Genomic DNA, 23468 nt, shown 5'->3' with positions numbered 1-23468 from the left:
AATACCGCCCTCTACACTTATACAGTGCTGTTTTGCACCTGAATAATTTCGACATCAAAAGTGATGACTTTACCGGCCAAGGGATGGTTAAAGTCGATGGTTACCTGCTGATCATTAAAGGCTTTAACCACGCCTGGCATTTCGCCGCCCGCAGCATCTTTAAAGATCACCAACACACCGTAATCAAGCTCCATACTGTCGAACTGACTGCGCGGCATGACTTGGACGTTTTGCTCGTTTGGCGTACCAAAGCCTTGCTCTGGCAGGATTTCAAACGTGCGCTTATCAGCGTCTTTGAGGCCAAACAACACACGCTCAAAGCCTGGCAACAAGCTGCCATCACCAATAGTAAAAGTTGCTGGATCTTTCTCGAAGTTGCTATCAACCACTTCGCCGTTGTCAAACTTCAAAGAAAAATGCAGAGTCACCGTGCTGCCTTGTCCAATACGTTGTTCACTCATTGTTCTGCGCTCCAGTTGCACCACTATTTTCTGGTTTATTGCCGCGAAACATATCCAGCGCCAACATCACCGCACCCACTGTGATTGCGCTATCGGCAATATTAAAGGCTGGAAAATACCACTCGGTTTTCCAGTGCACTAAAATAAAATCAACGACATGACCCAAGACGACGCGATCATACAAATTACCAATCGCACCACCAAGCACCAAGGCTAAAGCAATTGCCAACCACGTTTCATTGGCTTTTAGGCGCTTAAGCCAGACCACCAATACCGCGCTGACGGCCAAGGCAATCACCGCGAAAAACCAGCGCTGCCAGCCTGCTTCATTGGCTAAGAAGCTAAATGCCGCGCCGCGGTTATAAGCTAAAGTCCAACTGAACAAATCAGGAATCACTACCACTTCATCTCTTAAGTTAAAGTTAGCATCAAACCAGTGTTTACTGATCTGATCGGCGGCAATCACTAAGATACTCAGCCATAGCCACGTCAGCTTGCCAAAACGCGCAACCATTAGCAGGCACTCCTATCAATCATAAAGGCGTTAGAAAATCGCTGAAAAACCAGCCGCGTACGATGAGCCGCAAGGCGCACGGCACGCAGCATACGAGACATATCATCGAGATAGGCGAGTTTGCGAGATGCAGATCGCGTGCACAGGCGGTTTTCCGCTGATTTTTTACGCATAGTGACGCACTTCACCAGCACCATCGAGGTTATCCGCGCAACGGGCACAGGCTTCTGGATGCGCAGGCACTGAACCGACGTCAGCACGGTGGTGCCAGCAACGCGCACACTTCGGCTCTTCAGATTTGCTGATATGCAGCTTCAAGCCTTCCAGCTCAGTACTCACCGCATCAGCAGGTGCTGCAGCTAAATCAGCCACTTGTGCCGTCGAGGTAATCAAGACAAAGCGCAACTCATCACCTAAGCGATTGAGCTTTTCCGCCAACGCCGCATCGGCATACAAGGTCACTTGTGCTTGCAAGTTACCGCCAATGACTTTGGCGTTACGCTGATTTTCCAGCTCTTTGTTCACCGCTACTTTAACTGTCATGAGCTCTGTCCAGTAGGCGCTGCTCAATTTGCTCTCAGCCGGTAAGCGCGACAGGCCTTCATACCAGGTATTGAAAATCACTGACTCGTTACGCTCACCTGGAATATGCTGCCAAATCTCATCAGCAGTAAACACCAAGATCGGTGCAATCCAACGCACTAATGCTTCAGCAATATGGTACAGCGCAGTCTGGCAAGAACGGCGCGGCAAGCTGTCGGCACCCGTGGTGTACTGGCGATCTTTAATGATATCCAGATAAAAACCACCCAACTCTTGCACACAGAAGTTGTGCACTTTTTGGTAGACGTTATGGAAGCGATACTCTTCGTAGGCTTGCGTCACTTCATCCTGCAAACGTGCAGCAGCATCAACCACCCAACGATCGAGCTCGATCATTTGCTCAGCAGGCACGCAGTCTGTGGCTGGATCAAAACCGTCCAAATTCGACAGCAAGAAACGCGCAGTATTACGGATACGACGGTACGCATCAGCGCTACGCTGCAAAATGGTGTCAGATACAGCCATTTCGCCAGAGTAATCCGCTGATGAGGCCCAGAGACGCAGAATATCGGCACCTAAACTATTGGTCACAGTTTGTGGCGCAACCACGTTACCCAGCGACTTAGACATCTTGCGGCCTTTCTCGTCCACAGTAAAACCATGGGTGAGTAAACCACGATACGGCGCATGGCCATCAATCGCACAGCCCGTCAGCAAGGACGAATGGAACCAACCACGGTGCTGATCCGAACCTTCAAGGTACAAATCTGCACGAGGGCCTTGCTCATGCCCTAATGGATGCGAGCCACGTAAAACATGCCAATGCGTCGTGCCTGAGTCAAACCAGACATCCAAAGTATCGGTAACTTTATCGTAGTCAGCCGCTTCTGCACCGAGCAACTCGGCCGCTTCCAGCTTAAACCAGGCTTCGATACCTTCTTGTTCAATACGCTGCGCCACCTCTTCCATCAACTCGACCGTGCGCGGATGCAATTCACCGCTGGCTTTATGTAAGAAGAACGGAATCGGCACGCCCCAGTTACGTTGACGCGAGATGCACCAGTCGGGACGACCGGCAATCATGCCGTGCAGTCGTGCTTTACCCCAAGCTGGCGTGAACTCTGTTTCTTCAATCGCCTGCAAAGCACGCTCACGTAATGGTGCACCCTGCTCAGGTTGCTTATCCATGCCGACAAACCACTGCGCGGTGGCGCGATAAATCAGTGGGGTTTTATGACGCCAGCAATGCATGTAGCTGTGTTCAATGGTCTGATGCTTCAGCAACGCGCCCACTTCTGCCAGTTTCTCAACGATATTGGCATTGGCTTTCCAAATAAACTGGCCACCGAAGAACGGCAGATCAGTGACATAAACACCGTTACTCTGTACAGGACTGATAATCTCATCATTGGTCATGCCATAACGCTTACAGGTGTAGAAGTCATCCTCACCGTAAGCAGGCGCTGAGTGAACGATACCGGTACCGGCATCCAGTTCAACGTAATCAGCCAAGTAAACCGGAGCAACACGCTCATAGAATGGATGGTTGAACTCTAAGTGCTCCAGCGCTTCACCATTGGTGCGTGCGATCACTTCGCCTTCCAAGCCATAGCGCGCAAGGCTTTCTTCAACCAAGGTGTCGGCTAATAGCAAAATTTTATCGCCGACATCGACCAGTGCATACACGGCTTCTGGGTGGACGTTGAGCGCTTGGTTACCCGGAATGGTCCAAGGGGTCGTGGTCCAGATCACGATTTGCACGTTTTTAGTGAGTTCTGGCAAAGAGAACGCATGCGCGAGCTTAACCAAATCAGCACTGTTAAAACCGACATCAATGGCTTCTGAACGCTTATCTTGGTATTCAACTTCAGCTTCAGCCAAGGCTGAGCCGCAATCAAAACACCAGTTCACTGGTTTCAAGCCTTTGAAAACAAAACCGCCCTCAACCATTTTCGCCAATGCACGAACTTCGCCCGCTTCGTTAGCAAAATCCATGGTTTTGTACGGATTGTCCCAGTCACCCACGACACCTAAGCGAATAAACTCAGTTTTCTGTCCTTCAATTTGCTCAGTCGCATAAGCACGGCACAATTCACGCACTTTGTCGGCAGGTAGGTTTTTACCGTGAGTCACTTCAACTTTGTGCTCAATCGGCAAACCGTGGCAGTCCCAACCCGGCACATAAGGCGCATCAAAACCGGCCAAGGTTTTACTACGGACAATCATATCTTTAATGACTTTATTCACCGCATGACCGATGTGAATACTGCCGTTCGCATACGGAGGGCCGTCATGCAGAATAAAACGTGGTCGACCTTCGCCAATCTGACGCAGCTTCTGATACAGGTTAATGCTATCCCAGTGCGCCAGCATTTGCGGCTCACGGGTGGGGAGGCCTGCCTTCATCGGAAATGCCGTTTTCGGCAGGTTAAGCGTCGTTTTATAATCGGTCATGTTGGTTCCAAGTCACTCATTAAAGGGTGTGAAAGTGCTGCCAAAGTGTATGTGCTTTTGCGATATCAGCGGCAATGGCTTGTTGTAGCTGAGACAAAGACTCAAAGCGCTGCTCGTCACGAATTTTCTTATGAAAAGTTACTGCTATATGTTGGCCGTATAAATCGCCAGAAAAATCTAATACATGCACTTCTAAGTGTGCTTGCTGAGTCGTATCAACGGTCGGGCGTGTGCCTATATTAGCAACACCTGGCAGATGTCGGCCATTGTCTAACTGCACAGACACCAAGTACACCCCATGTAAAGGTGCGCGATGGCGCTTAAGCTGTACATTAGCGGTTGGCGCATTTAAGGTGCGACCCAATTTTTTACCGTGCATCACTCGGCCATCAATAGCGTAAGGCCGTCCCAGTAGACGCCGCGCCAAAACAAAGTCAGCCTCAGCCAATGCCGAGCGCAAACGTGTGCTACTGACGCGCTGACCATCAATCTCAACGGTTGCCGTGGGCTCTACGCTAAAGTTAAGACGCTGCCCTGCTTCTTGTAAGAAAGCAAAATCACCGGCGCGATCACAACCAAAACGGAAATCATCGCCAACTTGTAAGTGTTGAATGCCTAATGCATCAATCAACACTGTTTGTACAAAGTCAGCAGCACTAAGTTGACGAAAACGTTTATTGAAAGCGATACACAACACTTGATCAATGCCTGCTTCGGCAAACAACTGCAACTTATCGCGCAACCGCGTCAATCGCACCGGCGCTGTTTCGGGATTAAAAAACTCACGTGGCTGTGGCTCAAAAACAATCACGCAACTGGGTAGATTAAGACGTGCAGCACTATTGCGCAGGCGCGTTAATATCGCCTGATGCCCGAGGTGCACACCATCAAAATTACCAATCGTAGCCACGCATCCATGATGTGATGGACGCACATTGTGCAAACCGCGAACCAACTGCATATTTAATATCTTGCCAGAAAAGACTCTGATTATAACCACAGCGCGGCTGTAAGGGCATCTTTAACCCAATTAACGTCGTAGATGACGCATTCTGATGCCCGTAGCAAACAAAGTGCCGGCAAACACCAGCACGCCACCAAAAACGAGTATTGAGACTTCCCACACCCGACGCTGCCAGCCCCAAGCGAACCACTCACTGCTCGGCTCATTGAGCCAAAACACCAACGCCAGCATCGCCGCGCACGCCGCTAACAAGCGCAGAATAAACAACCACCAACCCGGTGCGGGCTTATAAACACCAGCGCGATACAATCCACGCAATAACAAGCCCGTATTGAGCATGCTTGCCAGCGAGGTTGCCAAGGCTAATCCTACATGCTGCATCGGCCAAATTAAAATCAGGTTGAGCACCATATTGACCACCATACAAATAATGGCGATGCGCACCGGTGTTTTTAAATCTTGGCGAGCAAAGAAACCTGGGGCTAACACTTTAATCAGCATAAAGGTCAACACTCCCAGCGAATAGGCTTGCAAGGCAGCAGCAGCCTGCATCACATCCGTGGTGGTCATCGCGCCATACAAAAACAACGTTGCAATCAACGGCTCAGCCAAAATAGCCAACGCCAAAGCAGCCGGCACACCAACCAGCAATACCATGCGTAATGCCCAATCAATCGTTGCAGAAAACTCTTCTGGTTTTTCTGTGGAATGATGGCGTGATAAAGCGGGCAGAATTACCGTACCAATGGCAATACCAAACGCACCTAGCGGCAACTCCGATAAGCGATCGGCGTAATACAACCATGAAACACTGCCGGTCTGTAAAAACGACGCCAAGACAGTATCCAGCAACAAGTTAATTTGACTGACCGAAACGCCAAACAAGGCTGGCAGCATTAATAGCATGATGCGCTTAACACCCGGATCATTGGCCACTACACGAGGGCGTGGTAATAAGCGCATTTTCCACAAAAAAGGCATTTGAAATAGCAGCTGCGCGACACCAGCAATAAATACGCCCCAAGCCAAAGCCATTACTGGCTCGGTAAAAAATGGCGTCAAAAATACCGTTGCGCCAATCATCGACACATTCAGCAGCACTGGCGTGAAAGCTGGCACCGCAAAGCGTCCGTAGCTATTGAGAATGCCACCACAGAACGCGGTTAAAGAGATCAGCAACAAATAAGGGAAAGTAATGCGCAGCAACTCACCGGCTAACTGCATCTTGCTCGGCTCATCATGAAAGCCTGGAGCAAACAGCATAATCAGGTAAGGCGACATCACCACACCCAGCGCCGTTAACGCAGTGAGTATCAAACCCAGCATCCCAGCTGTGCGATCGACCAGCTGCTTTACATCGGCAAAGGAGCGCTTTTCTCGGTACTCCGATAACACGGGGACAAAAGCTTGAGCAAAGGCACCTTCAGCAAATAAACGGCGTAAAAAATTAGGGATTTTAAAAGCAACAAAGAATGCATCCGCTGAGGCGCTTGAACCAAAATAACTGGCGACCACCATATCGCGCACCATGCCTAAGATTCGCGAGAGCAGTGTCATTACGCTGACCACAGCACTGGAGCGTAAAAGGCTGGAGGATTTTAGTTGTGTTGGTGTTTCAGCAGCGTCGCTCATGGTGCACTCTTCCAAATTCAGCGCACAAGTTTAGTCGCTTGACCAAGTGGATGCTATAAAGATTGCAGAGAAAGCATGCATTCTGTCTTTTGCCTGCGTATACTGCGCGCGGTAACTTGCTGACTGAGTGAAATAGCGCACTGTAAAGTGTTTGTCTTTTTATTCCATAGCAGCAACTTGACAAATTATTGATTTGGCTGCATCATTCGCGGCCTATTTTGATTCATTCAACTAAAAGTTTTCGAGGAGTACGACGTGGCCAACAGCCCTTCTGCCAAAAAACGCGCTAAACAGGCTGATAAGCGTAGCGACCATAACGGTAGCCTACGTTCTATGGTGCGTACCTATATCAAAAATGTAGTTAAAGCCATCGAAGCTAAAGATTTAGAAAAAGCACAAGCTGCTTACAAATTGGCTGTTCCTGTTATCGACCGTATGGCCGATAAAGGCATCATCCACAAGAACAAAGCTGCACGTAACAAAAGCCGTCTGAACCAGCACATCAAATTGCTGAGTCAAGCAGCCGCTTAATTGCGACAGCATGTTTAATAAAAAACCGGCTTAGGCCGGTTTTTTATTATCTCGAGTTTTACTTAGCTAGCGCGTAATCTTACGCACCAAGGCGCGACTGATCACACGAAACTTGTCCCGCGGCGCAAAGCGCTTCAGCGTGGCTTTCACGATCCCCTCGGTAAAACGTGTGCGCTTTGAGTAGTCGATATTAACGTCAACATAAACCGGCTGATTGTTTGCCGCAAACTGCAAAGCTTTACGAATACCTGCCTCAATATCAGCTTCGCTTTGAATTGACACAAACTCTGCTCCAACCGTGACCGCTAATGACTGCATATTAATGCCATGCAGCACCGTGCAGGTTTTGCGGTTGTAAGGGATTTCTTGAGCTTGGGCAATTTGTGACAGTTCGCCATCATTAAAAATAAACACCACCACACCAAGCTGGTTACGCACAGCGGTGAGCATTTCCATACCAGTCATCAATAATGCCCCATCACCCACAACCCCAATCACTGGTGTTTGCGGATTGGCCAATTTTGCTCCGATCACTGCCGGCACGCAGTAACCCATAGCATTAAAATCAGTCGGTGAAAGGTAACGTCTAGCCCCTAAAATAGGCATTAACTCTGCGACTAAATAGGTGTGATTACCATCATCAGCAACAATAATGGTGTCATCACTTAACTGTTTACGTAGTGCCTGAAAAAATCGAGCTGGATTGACCCGCCCCCCACTATTGTGCGCCAGCCACTGCTTCGTATAGGCCGCTTTATCTTGCTGAATCTGCTGCGCCATCGCACCTTCTTTCGCTTGTGTTTGCAGCGCACGCACCTCGCTTAATAGCGCCGGAATAATCGCGCGCGCATCACCCTGTACCGCGATTTTAGCTGGGTAGTTGGCGTTAAACACATCGGGATTGATATCAATATGCACCAAGTCTTCCGGCACCTGCATACTGAAGCTGCCGGTAGGAATCTCTGCAAAACGAGTACCAATCGCCAACACCGCATCACACTGGGCAAAAGCATTCTGTCCTGCTGGCACTGAATAGCCACCAAAGCCCATCCCCGTATGCAGTGGATGATTACCTGAGAAAGAACTTAAGCCTTGCAGGGTTGTAGCAACCGGTGCATTGAGCAACTGCGCCAACTCAATCAGATCGACCTGACAATCAACAGCACCCCAACCAAGAAAAAGCCCCACTTGCTTAGCTTTAACCAACAACTGCGCAGCTTGTTTGACTAAAGAGCGATCAAAGGTGGCTTGCGGCTCCAATCCAGTAAACGCGGGCATATCCTCGACGTCACCCAAAAAATTACCAATATTGTAAGGCAACTCAATAAACACAGGCCCCGGCTCGCCTCGCATCGCCAACTGATACGCGGCATACAGCGTCGGGATCACCTCAGCATGGGATTTAATATGAAAGCTGCCCTTAGTGATGGGCGACAGCAACGTGTGCTGATCCATGTCATGCAACTGAAAACGACGGCCATTCTCAGTATGAATCCCGCCAGAAATAATCAACATCGGGATGCCAGCTAAATAGGCCTCGCCAATTCCGCTTGAGGCATGGGTGACACCTGCAGCAGGAACAATCAGCAAAGTACCGATGCTATCGCCAGTACGACTCATCGCATCAGCCATAAAAGCCCCGCCACACTCGTGCGTGACCAATATAGGGGTGATCTGATTCGAGTTATTGAGTTCGTCGTACAACTCAGTGTTATGCACACCGGGAATGCCAAAGGTATAACGCACGCCCAATTGTTCTAGGGCAAATCGTGCCAGTGATGCACCTGTTTTTTTCATAATCTAATCTCCTGCTCTTTTATTCGAGGTTATTGAGTCAGTGTGAAAGGGTTAACCGGCGATAATGCTTTGTGCCGCGCGCCGACCATTAAAAACGCAATTGGACAAGAAAGTACCCTCCAAAGAGCGCACCCCAGAAATACCTGCACCGCCAAATCCCGCCGCCTCACCTGCAGCATACAAGCCAACAACGGGCGATCCTTGAGAATCTAGCACGCGCGAACTTAGATCAGTCAGCATGCCGCCCATGCTTTTGCGACTGATTAAACGTAGACGAATGGCAATCAGCGGCATCTGTTTACGATCAATAATGGGTTGTAGCTTGCAGGTGCGCACACGATCACCACGCCATTGACGTAACTGCTCAATACGACGAATCTGATCATCATTGCGCAGCCCGCGCGGACCTTTAAGCATGGCATCATAACGCTCAATATCAGCGTGCATACCAGCGATATCCAGTGTTGTATTGGGTGCGACCCGCTGCATTTGCAGCGCCAACTCATCCAGCGTATTGCCGCACACCACATCAGGACAATGATCGAGTAGCCACTGGGTTTGCGCGGCATTGCCACGCAGCGCTTGCCAGATCACTTTGAGTAGTTTTCTATCACGAAAGTGTGGATTGCTATCACTGCCAGAAATCGCCAACTCTTTATCAGCGATACGTTTATTCATAATTTGCCAGGTGTATTGCTCTGGCAGATGGCCGGTGGTTTTACACAGGTCATGGGTATCAAAGCCAGTCACCATTGGCTGCGGACCAATACGTCGACCATGACAATCCATCCACAATGCCGAGCGCGGCGGTATTAAACTGAGGCCGTGCTGTGGATATTCAGGCTGAGGATGGGCAATGCCGGCTGCGTAATTCCACATATAATGCAGGTTGCTGACTTGTCCACCGACAACCTCTACACAGTCATGCAATGCACCATCAGCGCTGGGATGTGTTCCGCTGAGAAGATTGTCGGGGGCAGCGCCGTAGATTGGATCCCAATGCTCGCGCACTTTATCTAAATTGCCATTGATACCGCCGGTGCAAACCACAGTATTGTCAGCCTGCACCGAAAACGCACCTTCAGGCTGAACCCCATGACAGCCGACCACGCGACCATCACACGAATCTAAAGCACTGACTGTATGGGAAAACACACAACGTAAAAGATTAGCCTGTGGATGCCCTAACAATTGCTGTACTAAACTTTGCACAATCCCCTGCCCACAGCCCCAAGCGACGTGATAGCGCGGCACGCTATTGCCATCGCTGTAATTGCCGCGCTCTGGCCATTGCACTACCGGAAAAAAGCCAATGCCGTAGCCCTGCAACCAATCATAAATCTCACTACGATTGCGCTCGCAATAAGCCTTAGCCCAGCGCTGCGCCCACTGACTATCAGGCTGAAACTGCGCCGCTTGCTGCCAATCCCGCCAAAACAACTCAGCCGAGTCAGCAATACCATTACGACGCTGCTCCGGGGTATTACTCAGCAACATGCCACCAAAGGCTTCTTTAGCTTGACCGCCAAAGCGCTGCCGTTCACAACCATCCAGCAACAGCACCGCACGGCCATTATTTAACAATTCTAAAGCTGTGCAAATGCCCGCCAGTCCAGCGCCAATCACTAAGGTTTCTGCTTGATAAGCTATGTCACTCATAACACTGTGCTCGTGATGATGATCTACAAGCTCTAGACTAGCGCAGACAAAGCCGAGAAAACCTGACATATTACGAAGACAAATCTGACATATTACGAATAGGTAGACCACATGTCTGAACGCGCTCGCAGTGCTGTATTTATTGGCTTTGATCGCTTATGCCGGAAAAACCAGCTCAATGCCCATCAGCTTTTACAACACTGCGGCATTGATCCTCTGGTGCTACGACGCAGCGATCTATGGGTGGATTATGCAAGAGTCGCTGAGGTGCTAAGCCTTGCTGCCCATGAGTCAGGCAATCAACAGTTTGGTATTGAACTCAGTCAGCAGCGTGACTATTTAGTGTTTGGCCCTTTTGGCCTGCTCTTATCACAGGCAGAAAGCGTTCAAGACTTACTGCGCATCACCAATAAATACGCCCATTTGCACGCGCCGGGCATTCAATTACAACAGCACCTATGCGGTGACCAAGTGGCGTTAGAATACCGTCTGCAACTGAGCAAGAATGTCGATTTACAACAGCTTGTCGAACTGGGTATGGGCGTGGTTTATCGTGCTGCGCAGGCTTTATTTAAAGGCGCATGGCAACTGAGCAAAGTCACTTTCACCTACCCTGAGCCCAGTAACAGCCAGTTTTACTTGGATTTTTTCCAAGCGCCTGTGCTGTTTTCGCAGCCGCTGACCGCGCTTTATGCTGACGCAGCGATCTTGCACTTGCAGCCCAGCGAACAACGCTCGCAACTCAAAAATCATCTGATTGAGCAATTCGCCTCGCAACAAGGTTACGCTCGCGAAGACTACGTGGCGCACACAAAAATGATTATTCAATCAGTCTTAGCCACCGGCGAAGCAACGCTCAGCGTGGTCGCTAATCTACTCAATCTTCATCCCAGGCAGTTACAAACAGAGCTACAACAGCGCCGCAGCAGCTTTCGTCAACTGCTGGATGAAGTGCGCTATAGTGAAGCACAACTGCAACTCAGCCACAGCTTCATCAGTCTGACTGATCTGGCTCTAGGTTTAGGCTATGCCGATGAAACGGCATTTTCCCGCGCTTTTAAACGCTGGAGCGGATTATCCCCCAGTCAATGGCGACAACAAACGCAATAAAAAAGCCCGAATCTTTTGCAAGCCCCGGGCCTTTATTACAACAACGAGTAACCGCTCAAAGCATTACAAAGGCTTACCACGATTACCATGCTTGCTGACAAAGTCCTGCACAACAGCTAAGTCGTTGCCTAAGACCGTACAGCGCTCTTCACGCTCAAACAGGTCAGCCATATGCGCTGGCAACACTGGACTGGCACTTGGCACCGCCTTCTGCACCGCCTCTGGGAACTTAACTGGATGCGCAGTACCAAGCGTCACCATAGGTGTGGCTAAGCTACGACGGCACTCACGCGCCGCGTGTACGCCAATCGCTGTGTGCGGATCGAGCAGCTCGCCGGTGTCTTTATAAACCTTGGCAATGGTCGCACAAGTCTGCTCATCATCCACAGCTAATGAGTCAAACAACTTGCGAGTCTCGGTCCAACGCTCATCCTCGACACTCATCTCGCCAGTGGCACGGAAATGATCCATCAATTGTGTAACTTTAGCGCCATCACGACCATGCATATCAAACAGCAAACGCTCAAAGTTCGACGACACCATAATGTCCATTGACGGCGACAAGGTTGGGTGCAGCGCATCTTTGTTATAACGGTTGCCACTCATAAAACGGTGCAAAATATCGTTACGGTTAGTAGCGACAATCAACTGATTGATCGGCAGACCCATATTGCGCGCCAAGTAACCGGCAAAAATATCGCCAAAGTTACCCGTTGGTACTGAGAAGGCAATGGAGCGCTGTGGACCGCCGAGCTGAATCGCTGCGTGGAAGTAGTAAACGATCTGCGCCATGATGCGCGCCCAGTTGATCGAGTTCACCGCCACCAAACGGGTGCCTTTCAGGAATGATTGGTCAGCAAAGCTGGCTTTAACCATTTCCTGGCAGTCATCGAAGTTACCTTCAATAGCAATGTTGTGGATGTTATCGCTCAGCGCACTGGTCATCTGACGACGCTGTACTTCTGACACACGCTGGTGCGGGTGCAAAATAAAGATATCAACATTCTCGCAACGGCGGCAGCCTTCAATCGCAGCAGAACCGGTATCACCCGAGGTCGCTCCCATAATCACCACTCGCTCATTGCGCTTAGTGAGAAAGTGATCGAGCAAACGGCCAAGCAACTGCAGGGCAAAGTCTTTAAACGCTAAGGTTGGCCCGTGGAATAACTCCAGCACCCACTCATTGCTATCAAGTTGACGCAACGGCGCCACCGCACTGTGCTCGAACACACCATAGGTGTCTTTGAGAATCGCTTTAAAATCCGCATCATCAATGCAGCCCGCGACGAAGGGACGCATTACCCGAAAAGCTAATTCGTGATACGGCAGATCAGCCCAAGAGGCAATTTCTTCTACAGTAAAACGCGGCAAATTCTCTGGCACATACAAACCGCCATCGCTGGCCAAACCGGCCAACAATACATCTTCAAAATTCAGCGCAGGGGCTTTGCCGCGCGTGCTTATATATCGCATAAGTAACAACCTTTATCAGAGTCGCTTAACTTGAAATTAACCCAACTGCTCAACACGGATTCGCACAACAGGCGTTTGCACAGAATCTAGGGCTTCTAGAGCAATAATAGCATCATTGATGCGCTGCTCTTGCACGCGGTGGGTCAACAGAATCATGGGTACTGAGCCATCGGACTCTTCAGCTTCTTTTTGCATAATGGATTCAATGTTGATGCCACGCACCGAGAGAATGCTCGCCACCTGTGCCAAAACACCCGGGTGGTCTTTAGCTTGAATGCGCAAGTAGTAAGCACTTTCACACTGATCAATCGCCAAAATAGGATGATCAGACAACTCATCCGATTGGAAGCCGAGCGCAGGGACTTGATCTTCAGTCGCTGCTGCCATGGCACGTGCCACATCAACAATATCAGCAATCACCGACGAAGCGGTTGGCTCCATGCCAGCGCCAGCACCGTAATACAGGGTGCTGCCGACAGCGTCACCATTAACCATCACTGCGTTCATCACGCCATTGACGTTGGCAATTAAGCGATCAGCGGGAATCAAAGTTGGATGCACGCGCAACTCAATACCTAAATCAGTACGACGCGCCACACCGAGGTGTTTAATACGATAACCCAAGGCTTCAGCATAATTCACGTCAGCCGTGGTCAGCTGCGTAATGCCTTCGGTGTAGGCTTTCTCGAACTGCAATGGGATACCAAAAGCAATCGAAGCCAAGATAGTCAGCTTATGCGCAGCATCAATGCCTTCGACATCGAAAGTTGGATCTGCCTCGGCATAACCCAAGGCTTGCGCTTCTTGCAGCACGTCTTCAAAAGTGCGGCCTTTCTCGCGCATTTCGCTGAGAATGAAGTTACCGGTACCATTGATAATACCGGCCAGCCAATTGATTCGGTTGGCCGCTAAGCCTTCACGAATGGCTTTAATCACCGGAATACCACCGGCCACCGCCGCTTCAAAACCGACCATCACACCTTTTTCACGGGCACGGGCAAAAATCTCATTACCGTGTACGGCAATCAGAGCTTTATTGGCTGTGACCACGTGCTTGCCGTTGGCAATCGCGCGCAACACCAGCTCTTTAGCTAAGGTATCGCCACCAATCAGCTCAACCACGATATCAATTTCAGGATTATTAACGACAGCGAAAGCATCTTCAGTCATCTCAGTCGTGCTGGTATCGCACAATGGATTGACTGCACGCGAGGCCACTTGCACCACGTCAATAGAACGGCCGGCACGCCGTGAAATCTCTTCAGCATTACGCTTGAGAACGTTAAAAGTACCACCACCAACGGTGCCTAAACCACAGATCCCTACTTTAACTGGCTTCACGCTGCATCGTCCCCATTGTTAAATAAAATAAACGCACTCACGTAAAGGTGAGCGGCAAAATACTGCACTGTACGAAGCCTGCTGGCCTCGGTCAACCTAAGGCTGTGCTTTTAAAGCTTGAGCCGCCAACTGCTTGGCCGGCTGATAACCTGGAATCATTTTGCCATTGGCTAAGATAATGGTTGGTGTGCCTTGTACGCCAACGGCTTGACCAAGGGCATACTGTTTATCCACCGGATTCTTACAGGTTTTTTTCGGCACATCACGGCGTGCTTTGGCTTGATTCATCGCATCCAAACGATCATCCGCACACCAGATGCTGGTCAAGGTAGTGTAACCATGACTGCCAACGCCTTGACGTGGAAAGGCCAAGTAACGCACTTCAACACCGAGCTTATTCAACTCAGCCACTTCGCTATGAAGTTTCTGGCAGTAGCCACAATCCGTATCGGTAAAGACGGTGACGTGAGTTTTAGTCTCAGGCCCAGTAAATACAACCATCTCGTCCATTGGAATCATGTTCATTTGTGTGGCAATGGCTTTTTGCTCAACTTGTTCAGTTAAGTTGGTCGCTTGACCGTTGTGTAGCTGAAACAGATTGCCTTGCAATAAAAACTCACCGTCAGCACTGGCGTAGAGTAAACGTCCGCCTTTGAGCTCGACTTGGTACAGGTTAGGCATGGGGCTGGCACTGATGCTTTCAATCGGCAAGTCAGGCTGCATCGACAACAATGCTTGCTTAATAATCTGCTCAGCCGTCTCAGCTTGAACGCTGCTGGCTAAAACGAACCCACATAACACCCCTAACCATCGTAAGCGCAGCATATTGCCAACCTTGAGTGAATATTTAAAAGGCCGCAAGAGTAGCACAATTGCGCCTATTGAGGCGTATTTTCATTGTATCGCTCGCATTAGCAAGGACTTATATGCTGGGAGTATGTTGCCACGCAGAATACGATTTAATGCTGAAGCTTGGCGACTCACAATAAAAAACTGCCCAACTCAACCACTTAACAATAAGCGCTGAGATGAGCAGTTAGAGAAACCGTTCAGTATGTACGTGTTACGGCGTGAAGGCTTATTACAGCCATCATCTTTAATCTCGCATTCAATCCAAGGTTTGCACGCCGCCGCCATTAACAAACAACACTTGGCCACTGACCCATTGCGACACAGGTGCCGCAAAGTAGAGCACCGCACCAGCAATATCTTCCGGCTCACCTAAGCGCTTAATCGGTGTATGTGCAAGCATGCGCTGCTCAATTTCAGGCGTGAGTACAGTAGCCAACGCGCCAGTTCTAACCGCACCTGGACCGACCGCATTGATGCGAATAATTGGGCCATAGTCATGCGCCAAGTTAGCGGTCATATGATTGATCGCAGCTTTAGAGGCAGCATAGCCACTGATTGCTGGGCTCTTGTTCAGCGAACTCATCGACGACATATTAATAATCGAGCCGTAACCCGCCTCTTGCATGTGCGGTGCGCATAACTGCGCTAGACGCCAAGCGCTGAATACGTTTATCTGGAAAGGTCGCTCAAACTGCTCAAGGGTAATTTCAAACGGACTTTCTTTGCCCGCCCCACCGCCGCCGGCATTGTTAACTAAAATATGAATAGCAGAAAATTCTGCCATGGTGCGATTCACTAACGCGACCAAATCATCATCTTTGAGCACATTGCACCCAGCCGCTAAAGCCTTACCGCCCTGCGCAGTGATCTGATCAGCCAATGCTTGTGCGTCAGCCAGTTTTAAATCAGCAATGACCACTGTCGCACCATGCTCTGCCAGCATGCGGCAACTCGCAGCACCAATTCCATTGGCACCACCAGTGACAATGGCTACTTTGCCGTTTAAATCAAATAATTCGGTCGAGTTCATACAGGCCTGTCCTTTTAGATTAAATAAGCAGCAAGCGTTTGCGGCGCAGAGCAAAAGCAGAGTCACTAACCAAGCAACTATCATTCAACAGGCTTTCAGCGACCACCACCATGTCTAAAGTACCGTCAACGATTGAGTCACTGACACCGCTGCATACAGACGCTCTTCGATCAGCACGGCATGACCGTAGCACTAGAACCATATTTTTTGTAATGCACAACACTGATAAGTGGTTTCAGCAGAGCGTGCCACAACACCAGTTAATCACTTACATAAGAAGAGCTCACGCCTTGTTGATGGCGTGTCAGCAGCACTTGCTTGCTCTCATCCGCGTAGATACTGACAGTGATAACGTAATTGGTATGCGGCCTAACACCATGAACATGGGGAGATGTGAGCACAAAGACATTTTTAAAGCGTGCCGCAAAGGTGTTTTGTATGTCCTCGATCGAGCCTTCAGTAATGTATGGAAGTGTCTTGTTTGCTGGATTTTCAAACTCAATAACGGCGTAACTATGTGCAGGTAGAGGCTTTTTAACCTGCAAGTTGACTCCGTAAGTTTTACTCGGCTGATTGCCTAAGGTCATCATAAAGCCACCGCCGAGCGTGGTGAAATACTCACTTTGTGCAGGTCTGGGTGTGATCAGCGATGAACAGGCAGTCAGCATCAGAGCAATCAATACAACGACTATTTTGCGCATAAAAACTCCTTTTGATAAAAACTCCATAAGTTAAGTTTTGATGCTAGCGTGCCGATACTATCAATAGAAGCTTAACGCCAAGTAAAAGAGCGCTTGAGCTTAGATTTGTGACGATTTTCTCAATACCCATGCTAACTAATAACGCAGGCACCGTGTCTCATCGACTGGATGGCAAAAACCTGTCTAGCTACGCTAGATAGCACTAGGCCTGGCATCAATCAATTCTGTGAAGCACGTCGAGGACTGCGAAGAGGAGGTCGAGTGGGTTACAATACGCGGCATATTTATTTGAAAAGATTAGAACAACCATGCGCCTTGATCGATTTGTATCCGAAACAACTGGCATGAGCCGCAAAGAAGCCACCAAAGTACTGCAGAGTGCCGAAGTGACCATCGATGGTGTGGTACAAAAAAAGGCTGCCTTACAAGTGCCGGATGGCGCCAAAGTCATGTGGAACAATGAGCCACTGGAGCTGATTGGGCCGACCTATTTGATGATGCACAAGCCGCTTGATTGTGTCTGCGCCAATCACGACTCACGGCACAGAACTATATTTACTTATGTAGATGTTCCCAACATCAACAAGCTGCATACCGTTGGACGGCTGGATCTCGACACCACAGGGTTATTATTGATTACTGATGATGGTCAATGGTCGCATCGCATCACTTCACCCAAGCAACAGTGCCTGAAGATTTATCATGCGTGGGTATCAGAGCCGCTTATCGAAGAAAATATCAGCGCCTTTGCTGCTGGCTTAGAACTGACCGGCGAAGACAAACCAACTGCGCCAGCTCTGCTGGAAATACTCAATGAGCGCGAAGCGTTAGTGCATGTGCATGAAGGCCGTTATCACCAGGTTCGTCGTATGTTTGCCGCGATTGGTAACAATGTTGAGAAGCTGCACCGCGAGCAGGTGGGCAGCTTAACCCTCGATGCAGATCTTGCTCCCGGCGAGTGCCGTGTATTGACTGCAGAAGAAGTCGCATTGTTCTAACCGGCTCAGTACTGAAGAGAGGGACAACAATACAGTCACGCAGCCCCTCTCTATCAAGCAACTACAGATCAGTAAGCCAAGTCCTTTACAGGATTGCGTCAAAAGACTCCGGCAAAATTTGGCCACCATCAACAATAATAGTTTGCCCAGTAATAAAACGCGCTTCTGGCGAGGCTAGAAAACAAGCAGCATGACCAATATCCTCAGGCTCTCCTAATTTTTTGACCGGAATCGAGTCGGCCATTTCTTTTAGATAAGCCTCACCCTGTGCCTCCAGACCTGCCGTGCGGATATTGCCTGGCATCACTGCGTTAATGGTAATACCTTCACGTGCACACTCCAGAGCGGCAGAACGCATAAAGCCCAGTTGTCCAGCTTTACTGGCGGCATAATGAGCCCAGCCCGGATAGCCGGTGATCGCTCCAGTGATTGATGAGGTAATCACGATACGTCCATAACCACGTTGGCGCATGCTCGGTAACACCGCTTGCACCATAAAGAAGGTGCTGCGCAGGTTAACGTCCATCATCTGATCCCAATTTTCCGTGGTCATCACGTCCAGAGCAGCTTGAGGGAAAATACCAGTATTGGAACAAAGAATATCCAAACGACCGTAACGCTCAAGGACGGTATCAACCACGCGCTGACAGGCTGTTTTATCAGTCACGTCTAACGCAGCAAATGTCGCGCCGAGTTCTTGTGCAGCACTTTGTCCCGCCTCAATATCAATATCCGCAATCACCACCTGCGCGCCTGCTTTTGCCAGCACTGTAGCAATGCCTTTACCAATACCGTTGGCGCCGCCCGTGACAATCGCCACCTGATCTTTCAGTGAGAACATATCGAACTCCTTAAACAATTTACTGAATATGTAACCAAGCTAGCATAGGCAATTGACCTTAGCCAATCGCCGCTCAATACAGAAATTGATGATGGCTAGACAGAGTAAGTGCGGGTACTTAGCAGCTATTGAGTATTGAAACTATGGATAAAACGCTAGGCCAAATCTACGCGTGACGCCCAAACCTTTGGCAATCGAGCGTTGTGCTAGAGTCTTAGCTAACGCTCTACATATTGGAGGTGTTTTATGGATAAGTTATCGACAAAACTCACGGTCTTTTATGATGGTGCTTGCTCAGTTTGCGTGCGTGATCGACGCTGGTACGAAAAGCTAGAAGGCAAAACCGAGGACAGCGTTGAGTGGCTGGACATTACTGGACGTGACCAGGAGTTGCGTGAGCAAGGTATCGATCCCGACAAAGCACTGCGTGAACTGCACGTTAAAGATAGCCAAGGGCAAGTGCATCGAGAAATGGCGGCTTACATTCTGCTGATGGCTCGAGTGCCACTACTGAAGCCCGTTGCTTGGCTGATTGGCCTGCCGGTGATTCGCCCTACTCTGGCTTGGTTCTATCATCGTTGGGTCGCACGCAGACTTGGATCACGAATCTAATAGAGCAACTGATCAGCGACCCAATGTGTTTTCCAAGCAAGAATTTTAACTATCACCCGCAAGGCGCTTCTCTAGCTCCTGCAAGCGCTGACGCTCGGCACGGCCTTTTTCAAAGCGCTCAGTGATATCCCGCGCTTGCGCAACCGTACCAACAACCTCTCCTTGGTTATTGAAAATCAAGGCAAAACCCATTTCGGTATAAAACTCACTGCCGTCAGCACGCAGCGCCTTAGTCGGCATCGGTTTCCCGCTGTGCTTAGTCACACCAGCTGCAATGGCTGCATTAAAACCACGCCAATGCGCTTTGCGTAATTTTTCAGGAATAATAATATCTAAACTTTGCCCTAATGCTTGCTCAGCAGAAAAGCCAAACATCCTTGTCGCTGCGGCATTCCACACACGCACATGACCTTGAATATCGGAGTAAATCGTTGCATCAGGTGACTGTTCAATCAGCCAGCTTGCAAGCTCTGGGCTGGTTTGTGAGGCTGTCATAGCGAACTCCTATCTGCACACTTTTAGTTATCCACCCTAGCAAAATCAGAACGATTTATGCAGCGCGACAGAAAGCTTTTAGACTAAAGTTTTTCAGGACTTAATTGAATGCAGACACTAGAAATTGCACAGACAAAAAAGCCAGTCTACGTGGCAACACAGACTGGCTTGGGGACTACGGGTTTAAGCGCTGTTGTCATAATCACTTAGAGCAAACAACCGCTCAACTCGATTGATCTACACCTGATTGGCGCTTAAATCGGATAACGCGAAATAACCGCTAAATCCTGACCTCCAGGGATATCCGCTTTACGCACCGCCATCACCTTAGCGCCACTGCGCAAAGCACGACCGGTAATCTCATCGACGATGCCATAGTTCACTGCATTGCCTTCTGAGGCAAAAGACACCGCACCTGTTTCAGCATCAACAGTACCGTCAACAACCCCATCAATGTCCACCAGCAATCGATCGATACCACCGAAAGTTGCCAAACGCGCTGCATCAGTAATGTCGGTAGTGGTGCGCTGCTGACCGGTACGCTCTTCATACAAGCGATGGAAGTCTTTAATTTGCTCTGCGTAGTGAGCATCCAGTACGGGGCGCGCAGCGCTGGCTAAGTCAGCTTCAGTGAGGCGGTCAGGGTTGCCTGTAATGATATTCGGCAACGCTGGAATCACACTCAGTGAGCGGAACAATGCTTCCAGAGGCTTTGTCGTTGCCAGGATTAACGGCAAATCCGTACCCTTTAACGCCGGACGCAATGCTGCATCAATCATGCGCACATAGCGTGCCAGATAAAAACTTTGTCCTTGCGCACCATGACGGTGACCGGTACCAGAATAATCTTTATTGGTCGGCTTACCACCCGCCGTTGCAGCATCGCTCGGCATGTTCTGCACACTGATTTCACGCGCCGGCAAATCCGCCGACACTTCGATCAAGCGCACAGCATTTTCTGATAACGCCAAGACATGCGCAGCATGCGGAAAAGTAATAGCGCGCAGTAACGGCTTGAGATGGAAACGATCCGAAACCTCGACAATCTCGGTCAGCTTATTAGCCAGACGATAAGTCCGTAGCGATTCAGGTGTGGCGAGAATGGCTAAACTGTTGGCTTGATGATTCCAAAACTCATCATCATCGAGCAAGTCAGCGAACTGCTCTTGCAGCGAAACAATACGCTTTTTATCAAGACCTGCTGCTTCAAGCTGAGCCACAGCTTTTTTAACCAGATTGCCGAGATTAATCCGACTTTTCTCGATATCACGACTCACTGGAGTGGTTGGCAAATAGATTGAAATGCACGCATCTGCGCGTACTAAATTGAGGTCGCCGATGTCCTCTGCACTTGGCATGTCTAGGTAATACATAAAGACTCCTGTCAAGTTATTGAGCCTTAACCATAGCAGATATAAGGGTAATGCATAGCTGCGCGAGACGAGCAGCTGCCACAACGCAAAATCAAGCAGCTCGCAGCCTTGCTATTACCCATACCCACTATCGCTTTTTACCTAGAGTCAGAGATTTAAGCAGGCACACATCTGTTTTAAAACTGCTTGGGCAAATAAGGTAGAGTCTAGCTAGACATTATTCATTGTTTGCGACTAAGCCTTCTGCTCTGATCAAGATGGAGATGCCATGTGCACCAACAAACACACAATCATTGAAAGCGAAAACATACCGATCAAACTGTGGCTCAAAAAAGAGCAAATGGATGAGGGAGCGCTGCAGCAAGCTCGCAATCTGGCCAACTTGCCTTTTGCTTTTAAGCACATCGCGATTATGCCCGACACCCATCAAGGCTACGGTATGCCTATCGGTGCGGTGCTGGCCACTAAAGGTGTGATTATTCCAAACGCCGTAGGCGTGGATATTGGTTGTGGCATGTGTTCATTACGCACCAATCTGACGGCAATCGACACTGACGATCTAAAAGAGATTGTTAAGCGCATTCGCGCGACTGTTCCGGTAGGTTTTGAGCCTCACGCCACAGCGCAAGATGAAAGTCTAATGCCAGTGCGCAAGGGTCATTTACCCATCGTGGAGCAAGAATATGACAATGCTCTGTATCAAATTGGCACGCTGGGCAGTGGTAATCACTTTATCGAAATTCAGCAAGGCTCAGATGGCTACATCTGGATTATGGTGCACTCAGGTTCGCGAAACATCGGCTTCACAGTGGCCAATCATTATCATCAGATCGCCAGCAAGCTGAATACTGCTGACGGCGAACACGTTACCAGTGACTTGGCTTATATTCCTGAGTCATCTGAGTATTTCGAGTTGTACAAAAACGAAATGAACTACTGCTTGGCGTTTGCCCTCGCCAATCGCACCTTGATGATGGAGCGCGTGAAAACTGCCTTCAAGCAGGTACTGGCAGAAGTTGAGTTTGCCGACTTTATCAATAAACCGCATAACTTCGCCGCCGAAGAAGAACATTTTGGTGAGACAGTTATCGTCCACCGCAAAGGTGCAACACGTGCGCGCCAAGGCGAATGGGGGATGATTCCAGGTTCGCAAGGCACGCGTTCTTTTCTGGTCACAGGCAAAGGTGAAGCGCAATCCTTTAACTCCTGCGCCCATGGTGCCGGACGTATTATGAGCCGTGCGCAAGCGCGTAAAACCTTGGATGTAAAAACCGAAGTCAAAGCCCTTAAAGAGCAAGGCATCTTGCACGCTATTCGTAGCCGTAAGGATCTGGATGAAGCGCCGGGCTCTTACAAAGATATTGATGAGGTGATGAACAACCAACAAGATCTGGTCGATGTGCAGATTGAACTGCAGCCGCTGGCAGTGATTAAAGGTTAGTTTTTCGGTTGAAACAGCAGGACCAAACAAAACACAGCGATAGCTGAATCAGCCAATCTTCCCTCACAACTTTACAGCGAAACCATTGCAGCAGCTGTTAACAAAAATAAATATTCAAGTATCAAAACAAACAAGCTCAGAGTATCGAGACAACTTCTCGCCACACTCTGAGCTCGTGATTTATCGCAGGATTAACCAAGGGTTAACTTTGGCCTACCTGCGTTATCAAGCTGCGCTTATTGCAGCTGCTGTAGACGTTGCTGCAGCTCTGGGCTGGTCTGCACACGTTGTGCTAATTGATTATAAGACTCAGTATCTAAGCCTGCATTTTCAACTGCATTAAGCATTTTATCTTGCGCTTCTTTTTGCAGTTGCTGTGCGATCGGCTGATCTTTTGCGTTATTAAAACGCTCTGTGTATTCCTCGCGAATCTTAGAAACTTCCTCGCTGGCATGGATGAACTTCTTCAACTCAGCATCACTGGTCATATCTTGACCTTGTTGCTGTTGCTGGCGTGCTAGATCACCGTTTGACGTCGGCGCACCATTTTGCGCCATCACTGCAGAAGCACTTAAGCCCAAAGTTACAAATGAAACAGCTGCGATTAGTTTTTTAAGATCAAACATAGGTATTCCCCTTTTATTAA

Annotated in this window: 21 protein-coding genes; 5 read left to right on the top strand and 16 right to left on the bottom strand. The window is 49.2% G+C overall.

What is annotated here, in order from left to right:
* Nucleotides 1-17 precede the first annotated feature (17 nt).
* The 5 genes from fkpB to murJ form a co-directional block, all read right to left on the bottom strand.
* Nucleotides 18-461, bottom strand: a complete 444-nt coding sequence (fkpB, locus tag H591_RS0107185; protein ID WP_022966275.1) for an FKBP-type peptidyl-prolyl cis-trans isomerase — start codon at nucleotides 459-461, stop codon at nucleotides 18-20.
* Nucleotides 454-975, bottom strand: coding sequence for a signal peptidase II (gene lspA / locus H591_RS0107180; RefSeq protein ID WP_022966274.1), 522 nt, complete (start codon nucleotides 973-975; stop codon nucleotides 454-456). Before lspA ends, fkpB begins: the two co-directional genes overlap by 8 nt.
* A gap of 165 nt (nucleotides 976-1140) precedes the next feature.
* Entirely contained in the window at nucleotides 1141-3972 is a 2832-nt protein-coding gene (gene ileS, locus H591_RS0107175; RefSeq protein WP_022966273.1) for an isoleucine--tRNA ligase, read from the bottom strand.
* Between the two features lie 19 nt (nucleotides 3973-3991).
* Entirely contained in the window at nucleotides 3992-4933 is a 942-nt protein-coding gene (gene ribF, locus H591_RS0107170) for a bifunctional riboflavin kinase/FAD synthetase (protein ID WP_022966272.1), read from the bottom strand.
* A gap of 69 nt (nucleotides 4934-5002) precedes the next feature.
* Complete coding sequence (gene murJ / locus H591_RS0107165; protein WP_022966271.1) at nucleotides 5003-6568, bottom strand: murein biosynthesis integral membrane protein MurJ; 1566 nt, start codon at nucleotides 6566-6568, stop codon at nucleotides 5003-5005.
* Between the two features lie 255 nt (nucleotides 6569-6823).
* Here murJ and rpsT point away from each other — a divergent pair, with 255 nt between their 5' ends.
* Nucleotides 6824-7099 (top strand): 30S ribosomal protein S20, encoded by a 276-nt coding sequence (gene rpsT / locus H591_RS0107160; RefSeq protein WP_022966270.1) that lies wholly within the window; start codon nucleotides 6824-6826, stop codon nucleotides 7097-7099.
* Nucleotides 7100-7165: 66 nt separating this feature from the next.
* On the opposite strand, the gene H591_RS0107155 is transcribed toward rpsT, so the two are convergent.
* Together H591_RS0107155 and H591_RS0107150 are read right to left on the bottom strand one after the other, a co-directional pair.
* On the bottom strand, nucleotides 7166-8896 hold the full coding sequence (locus H591_RS0107155; RefSeq protein ID WP_022966269.1) for a thiamine pyrophosphate-binding protein: 1731 nt from the start codon (nucleotides 8894-8896) through the stop codon (nucleotides 7166-7168).
* Between the two features lie 51 nt (nucleotides 8897-8947).
* Nucleotides 8948-10555 carry an FAD-binding dehydrogenase gene (locus tag H591_RS0107150; protein WP_022966268.1) on the bottom strand — a complete coding sequence of 536 codons (1608 nt, stop codon included), beginning with the start codon at nucleotides 10553-10555 and terminating at the stop codon, nucleotides 8948-8950.
* A 111-nt stretch (nucleotides 10556-10666) separates the two neighbouring features.
* On the opposite strand from H591_RS0107150, the gene H591_RS0107145 reads away from it, so the two are divergent.
* The gene (locus H591_RS0107145; RefSeq protein WP_022966267.1) at nucleotides 10667-11665 is read left to right on the top strand and encodes an AraC family transcriptional regulator; all 999 of its coding nucleotides are present in this window, start codon (nucleotides 10667-10669) and stop codon (nucleotides 11663-11665) included.
* A 63-nt stretch (nucleotides 11666-11728) separates the two neighbouring features.
* On the opposite strand, the gene thrC is transcribed toward H591_RS0107145, so the two are convergent.
* The 5 genes from thrC to H591_RS0107115 all read right to left on the bottom strand — a co-directional run bounded on the left by thrC (nucleotide 11729) and on the right by H591_RS0107115 (nucleotide 17062).
* Complete coding sequence (gene thrC / locus H591_RS0107140; protein WP_022966266.1) at nucleotides 11729-13138, bottom strand: threonine synthase; 1410 nt, start codon at nucleotides 13136-13138, stop codon at nucleotides 11729-11731.
* Between the two features lie 36 nt (nucleotides 13139-13174).
* On the bottom strand, nucleotides 13175-14479 hold the full coding sequence (locus H591_RS0107135) for a homoserine dehydrogenase (protein ID WP_022966265.1): 1305 nt from the start codon (nucleotides 14477-14479) through the stop codon (nucleotides 13175-13177).
* A 96-nt stretch (nucleotides 14480-14575) separates the two neighbouring features.
* On the bottom strand, nucleotides 14576-15304 hold the full coding sequence (locus tag H591_RS0107130; RefSeq protein ID WP_022966264.1) for a DsbC family protein: 729 nt from the start codon (nucleotides 15302-15304) through the stop codon (nucleotides 14576-14578).
* A gap of 283 nt (nucleotides 15305-15587) precedes the next feature.
* Complete coding sequence (locus tag H591_RS0107125) at nucleotides 15588-16361, bottom strand: glucose 1-dehydrogenase (RefSeq protein WP_022966263.1); 774 nt, start codon at nucleotides 16359-16361, stop codon at nucleotides 15588-15590.
* Between the two features lie 260 nt (nucleotides 16362-16621).
* Complete coding sequence (locus H591_RS0107115; protein ID WP_022966261.1) at nucleotides 16622-17062, bottom strand: YdgH/BhsA/McbA family protein; 441 nt, start codon at nucleotides 17060-17062, stop codon at nucleotides 16622-16624.
* Nucleotides 17063-17370: 308 nt separating this feature from the next.
* On the opposite strand from H591_RS0107115, the gene H591_RS0107110 reads away from it, so the two are divergent.
* Entirely contained in the window at nucleotides 17371-18060 is a 690-nt protein-coding gene (locus H591_RS0107110) for a pseudouridine synthase (RefSeq protein ID WP_022966260.1), read from the top strand.
* Between the two features lie 85 nt (nucleotides 18061-18145).
* On the opposite strand, the gene fabG is transcribed toward H591_RS0107110, so the two are convergent.
* Nucleotides 18146-18901 (bottom strand): 3-oxoacyl-ACP reductase FabG, encoded by a 756-nt coding sequence (gene fabG / locus H591_RS0107105; RefSeq protein ID WP_022966259.1) that lies wholly within the window; start codon nucleotides 18899-18901, stop codon nucleotides 18146-18148.
* Between the two features lie 246 nt (nucleotides 18902-19147).
* Between fabG and H591_RS0107100 the strand changes: the two genes are divergently transcribed.
* Complete coding sequence (locus H591_RS0107100) at nucleotides 19148-19513, top strand: thiol-disulfide oxidoreductase DCC family protein (protein WP_022966258.1); 366 nt, start codon at nucleotides 19148-19150, stop codon at nucleotides 19511-19513.
* Nucleotides 19514-19558: 45 nt separating this feature from the next.
* On the opposite strand, the gene H591_RS0107095 is transcribed toward H591_RS0107100, so the two are convergent.
* On the bottom strand, nucleotides 19559-20008 hold the full coding sequence (locus tag H591_RS0107095; protein ID WP_022966257.1) for a PAS domain-containing protein: 450 nt from the start codon (nucleotides 20006-20008) through the stop codon (nucleotides 19559-19561).
* 254 nt (nucleotides 20009-20262) lie between these two features.
* On the bottom strand, nucleotides 20263-21381 hold the full coding sequence (locus H591_RS0107090) for a baeRF11 domain-containing protein (RefSeq protein ID WP_022966256.1): 1119 nt from the start codon (nucleotides 21379-21381) through the stop codon (nucleotides 20263-20265).
* Between the two features lie 268 nt (nucleotides 21382-21649).
* On the opposite strand from H591_RS0107090, the gene H591_RS0107085 reads away from it, so the two are divergent.
* The gene (locus tag H591_RS0107085; protein WP_022966255.1) at nucleotides 21650-22822 is read left to right on the top strand and encodes an RtcB family protein; all 1173 of its coding nucleotides are present in this window, start codon (nucleotides 21650-21652) and stop codon (nucleotides 22820-22822) included.
* A 236-nt stretch (nucleotides 22823-23058) separates the two neighbouring features.
* Here the strand turns inward: H591_RS0107085 and H591_RS15045 are convergent, their stop codons facing one another.
* The gene (locus tag H591_RS15045; protein ID WP_022966254.1) at nucleotides 23059-23448 is read right to left on the bottom strand and encodes a DUF4168 domain-containing protein; all 390 of its coding nucleotides are present in this window, start codon (nucleotides 23446-23448) and stop codon (nucleotides 23059-23061) included.
* Nucleotides 23449-23468 lie beyond the last annotated feature (20 nt).

Source organism: Denitrificimonas caeni DSM 24390 (assembly GCF_000421765.1).
Classification (GTDB): domain Bacteria; phylum Pseudomonadota; class Gammaproteobacteria; order Pseudomonadales; family Pseudomonadaceae; genus Denitrificimonas; species Denitrificimonas caeni.
This window is presented reverse-complemented; position numbering and strand designations above follow the sequence as displayed.

Coding starts and splice junctions, on each gene's coding strand:
- fkpB (WP_022966275.1), bottom strand. CDS start 461: ATGAGTGAACAACGTATTGGACAAGGCAGCACGGTGACTCTGCATTTT.
- H591_RS0107115 (WP_022966261.1), bottom strand. CDS start 17,062: ATGCGCAAAATAGTCGTTGTATTGATTGCTCTGATGCTGACTGCCTGT.
- ribF (WP_022966272.1), bottom strand. CDS start 4,933: ATGCAGTTGGTTCGCGGTTTGCACAATGTGCGTCCATCACATCATGGA.
- H591_RS0107155 (WP_022966269.1), bottom strand. CDS start 8,896: ATGAAAAAAACAGGTGCATCACTGGCACGATTTGCCCTAGAACAATTG.
- H591_RS0107145 (WP_022966267.1), top strand. CDS start 10,667: ATGTCTGAACGCGCTCGCAGTGCTGTATTTATTGGCTTTGATCGCTTA.
- fabG (WP_022966259.1), bottom strand. CDS start 18,901: ATGTTCTCACTGAAAGATCAGGTGGCGATTGTCACGGGCGGCGCCAAC.
- ileS (WP_022966273.1), bottom strand. CDS start 3,972: ATGACCGATTATAAAACGACGCTTAACCTGCCGAAAACGGCATTTCCG.
- H591_RS0107130 (WP_022966264.1), bottom strand. CDS start 15,304: ATGCTGCGCTTACGATGGTTAGGGGTGTTATGTGGGTTCGTTTTAGCC.
- murJ (WP_022966271.1), bottom strand. CDS start 6,568: ATGAGCGACGCTGCTGAAACACCAACACAACTAAAATCCTCCAGCCTT.
- H591_RS0107090 (WP_022966256.1), bottom strand. CDS start 21,381: ATGTATTACCTAGACATGCCAAGTGCAGAGGACATCGGCGACCTCAAT.
- H591_RS0107110 (WP_022966260.1), top strand. CDS start 17,371: ATGCGCCTTGATCGATTTGTATCCGAAACAACTGGCATGAGCCGCAAA.
- lspA (WP_022966274.1), bottom strand. CDS start 975: ATGGTTGCGCGTTTTGGCAAGCTGACGTGGCTATGGCTGAGTATCTTA.
- H591_RS0107125 (WP_022966263.1), bottom strand. CDS start 16,361: ATGAACTCGACCGAATTATTTGATTTAAACGGCAAAGTAGCCATTGTC.
- H591_RS0107095 (WP_022966257.1), bottom strand. CDS start 20,008: ATGACAGCCTCACAAACCAGCCCAGAGCTTGCAAGCTGGCTGATTGAA.
- thrC (WP_022966266.1), bottom strand. CDS start 13,138: ATGCGATATATAAGCACGCGCGGCAAAGCCCCTGCGCTGAATTTTGAA.
- H591_RS0107085 (WP_022966255.1), top strand. CDS start 21,650: ATGTGCACCAACAAACACACAATCATTGAAAGCGAAAACATACCGATC.
- H591_RS15045 (WP_022966254.1), bottom strand. CDS start 23,448: ATGTTTGATCTTAAAAAACTAATCGCAGCTGTTTCATTTGTAACTTTG.
- H591_RS0107150 (WP_022966268.1), bottom strand. CDS start 10,555: ATGAGTGACATAGCTTATCAAGCAGAAACCTTAGTGATTGGCGCTGGA.
- H591_RS0107100 (WP_022966258.1), top strand. CDS start 19,148: ATGGATAAGTTATCGACAAAACTCACGGTCTTTTATGATGGTGCTTGC.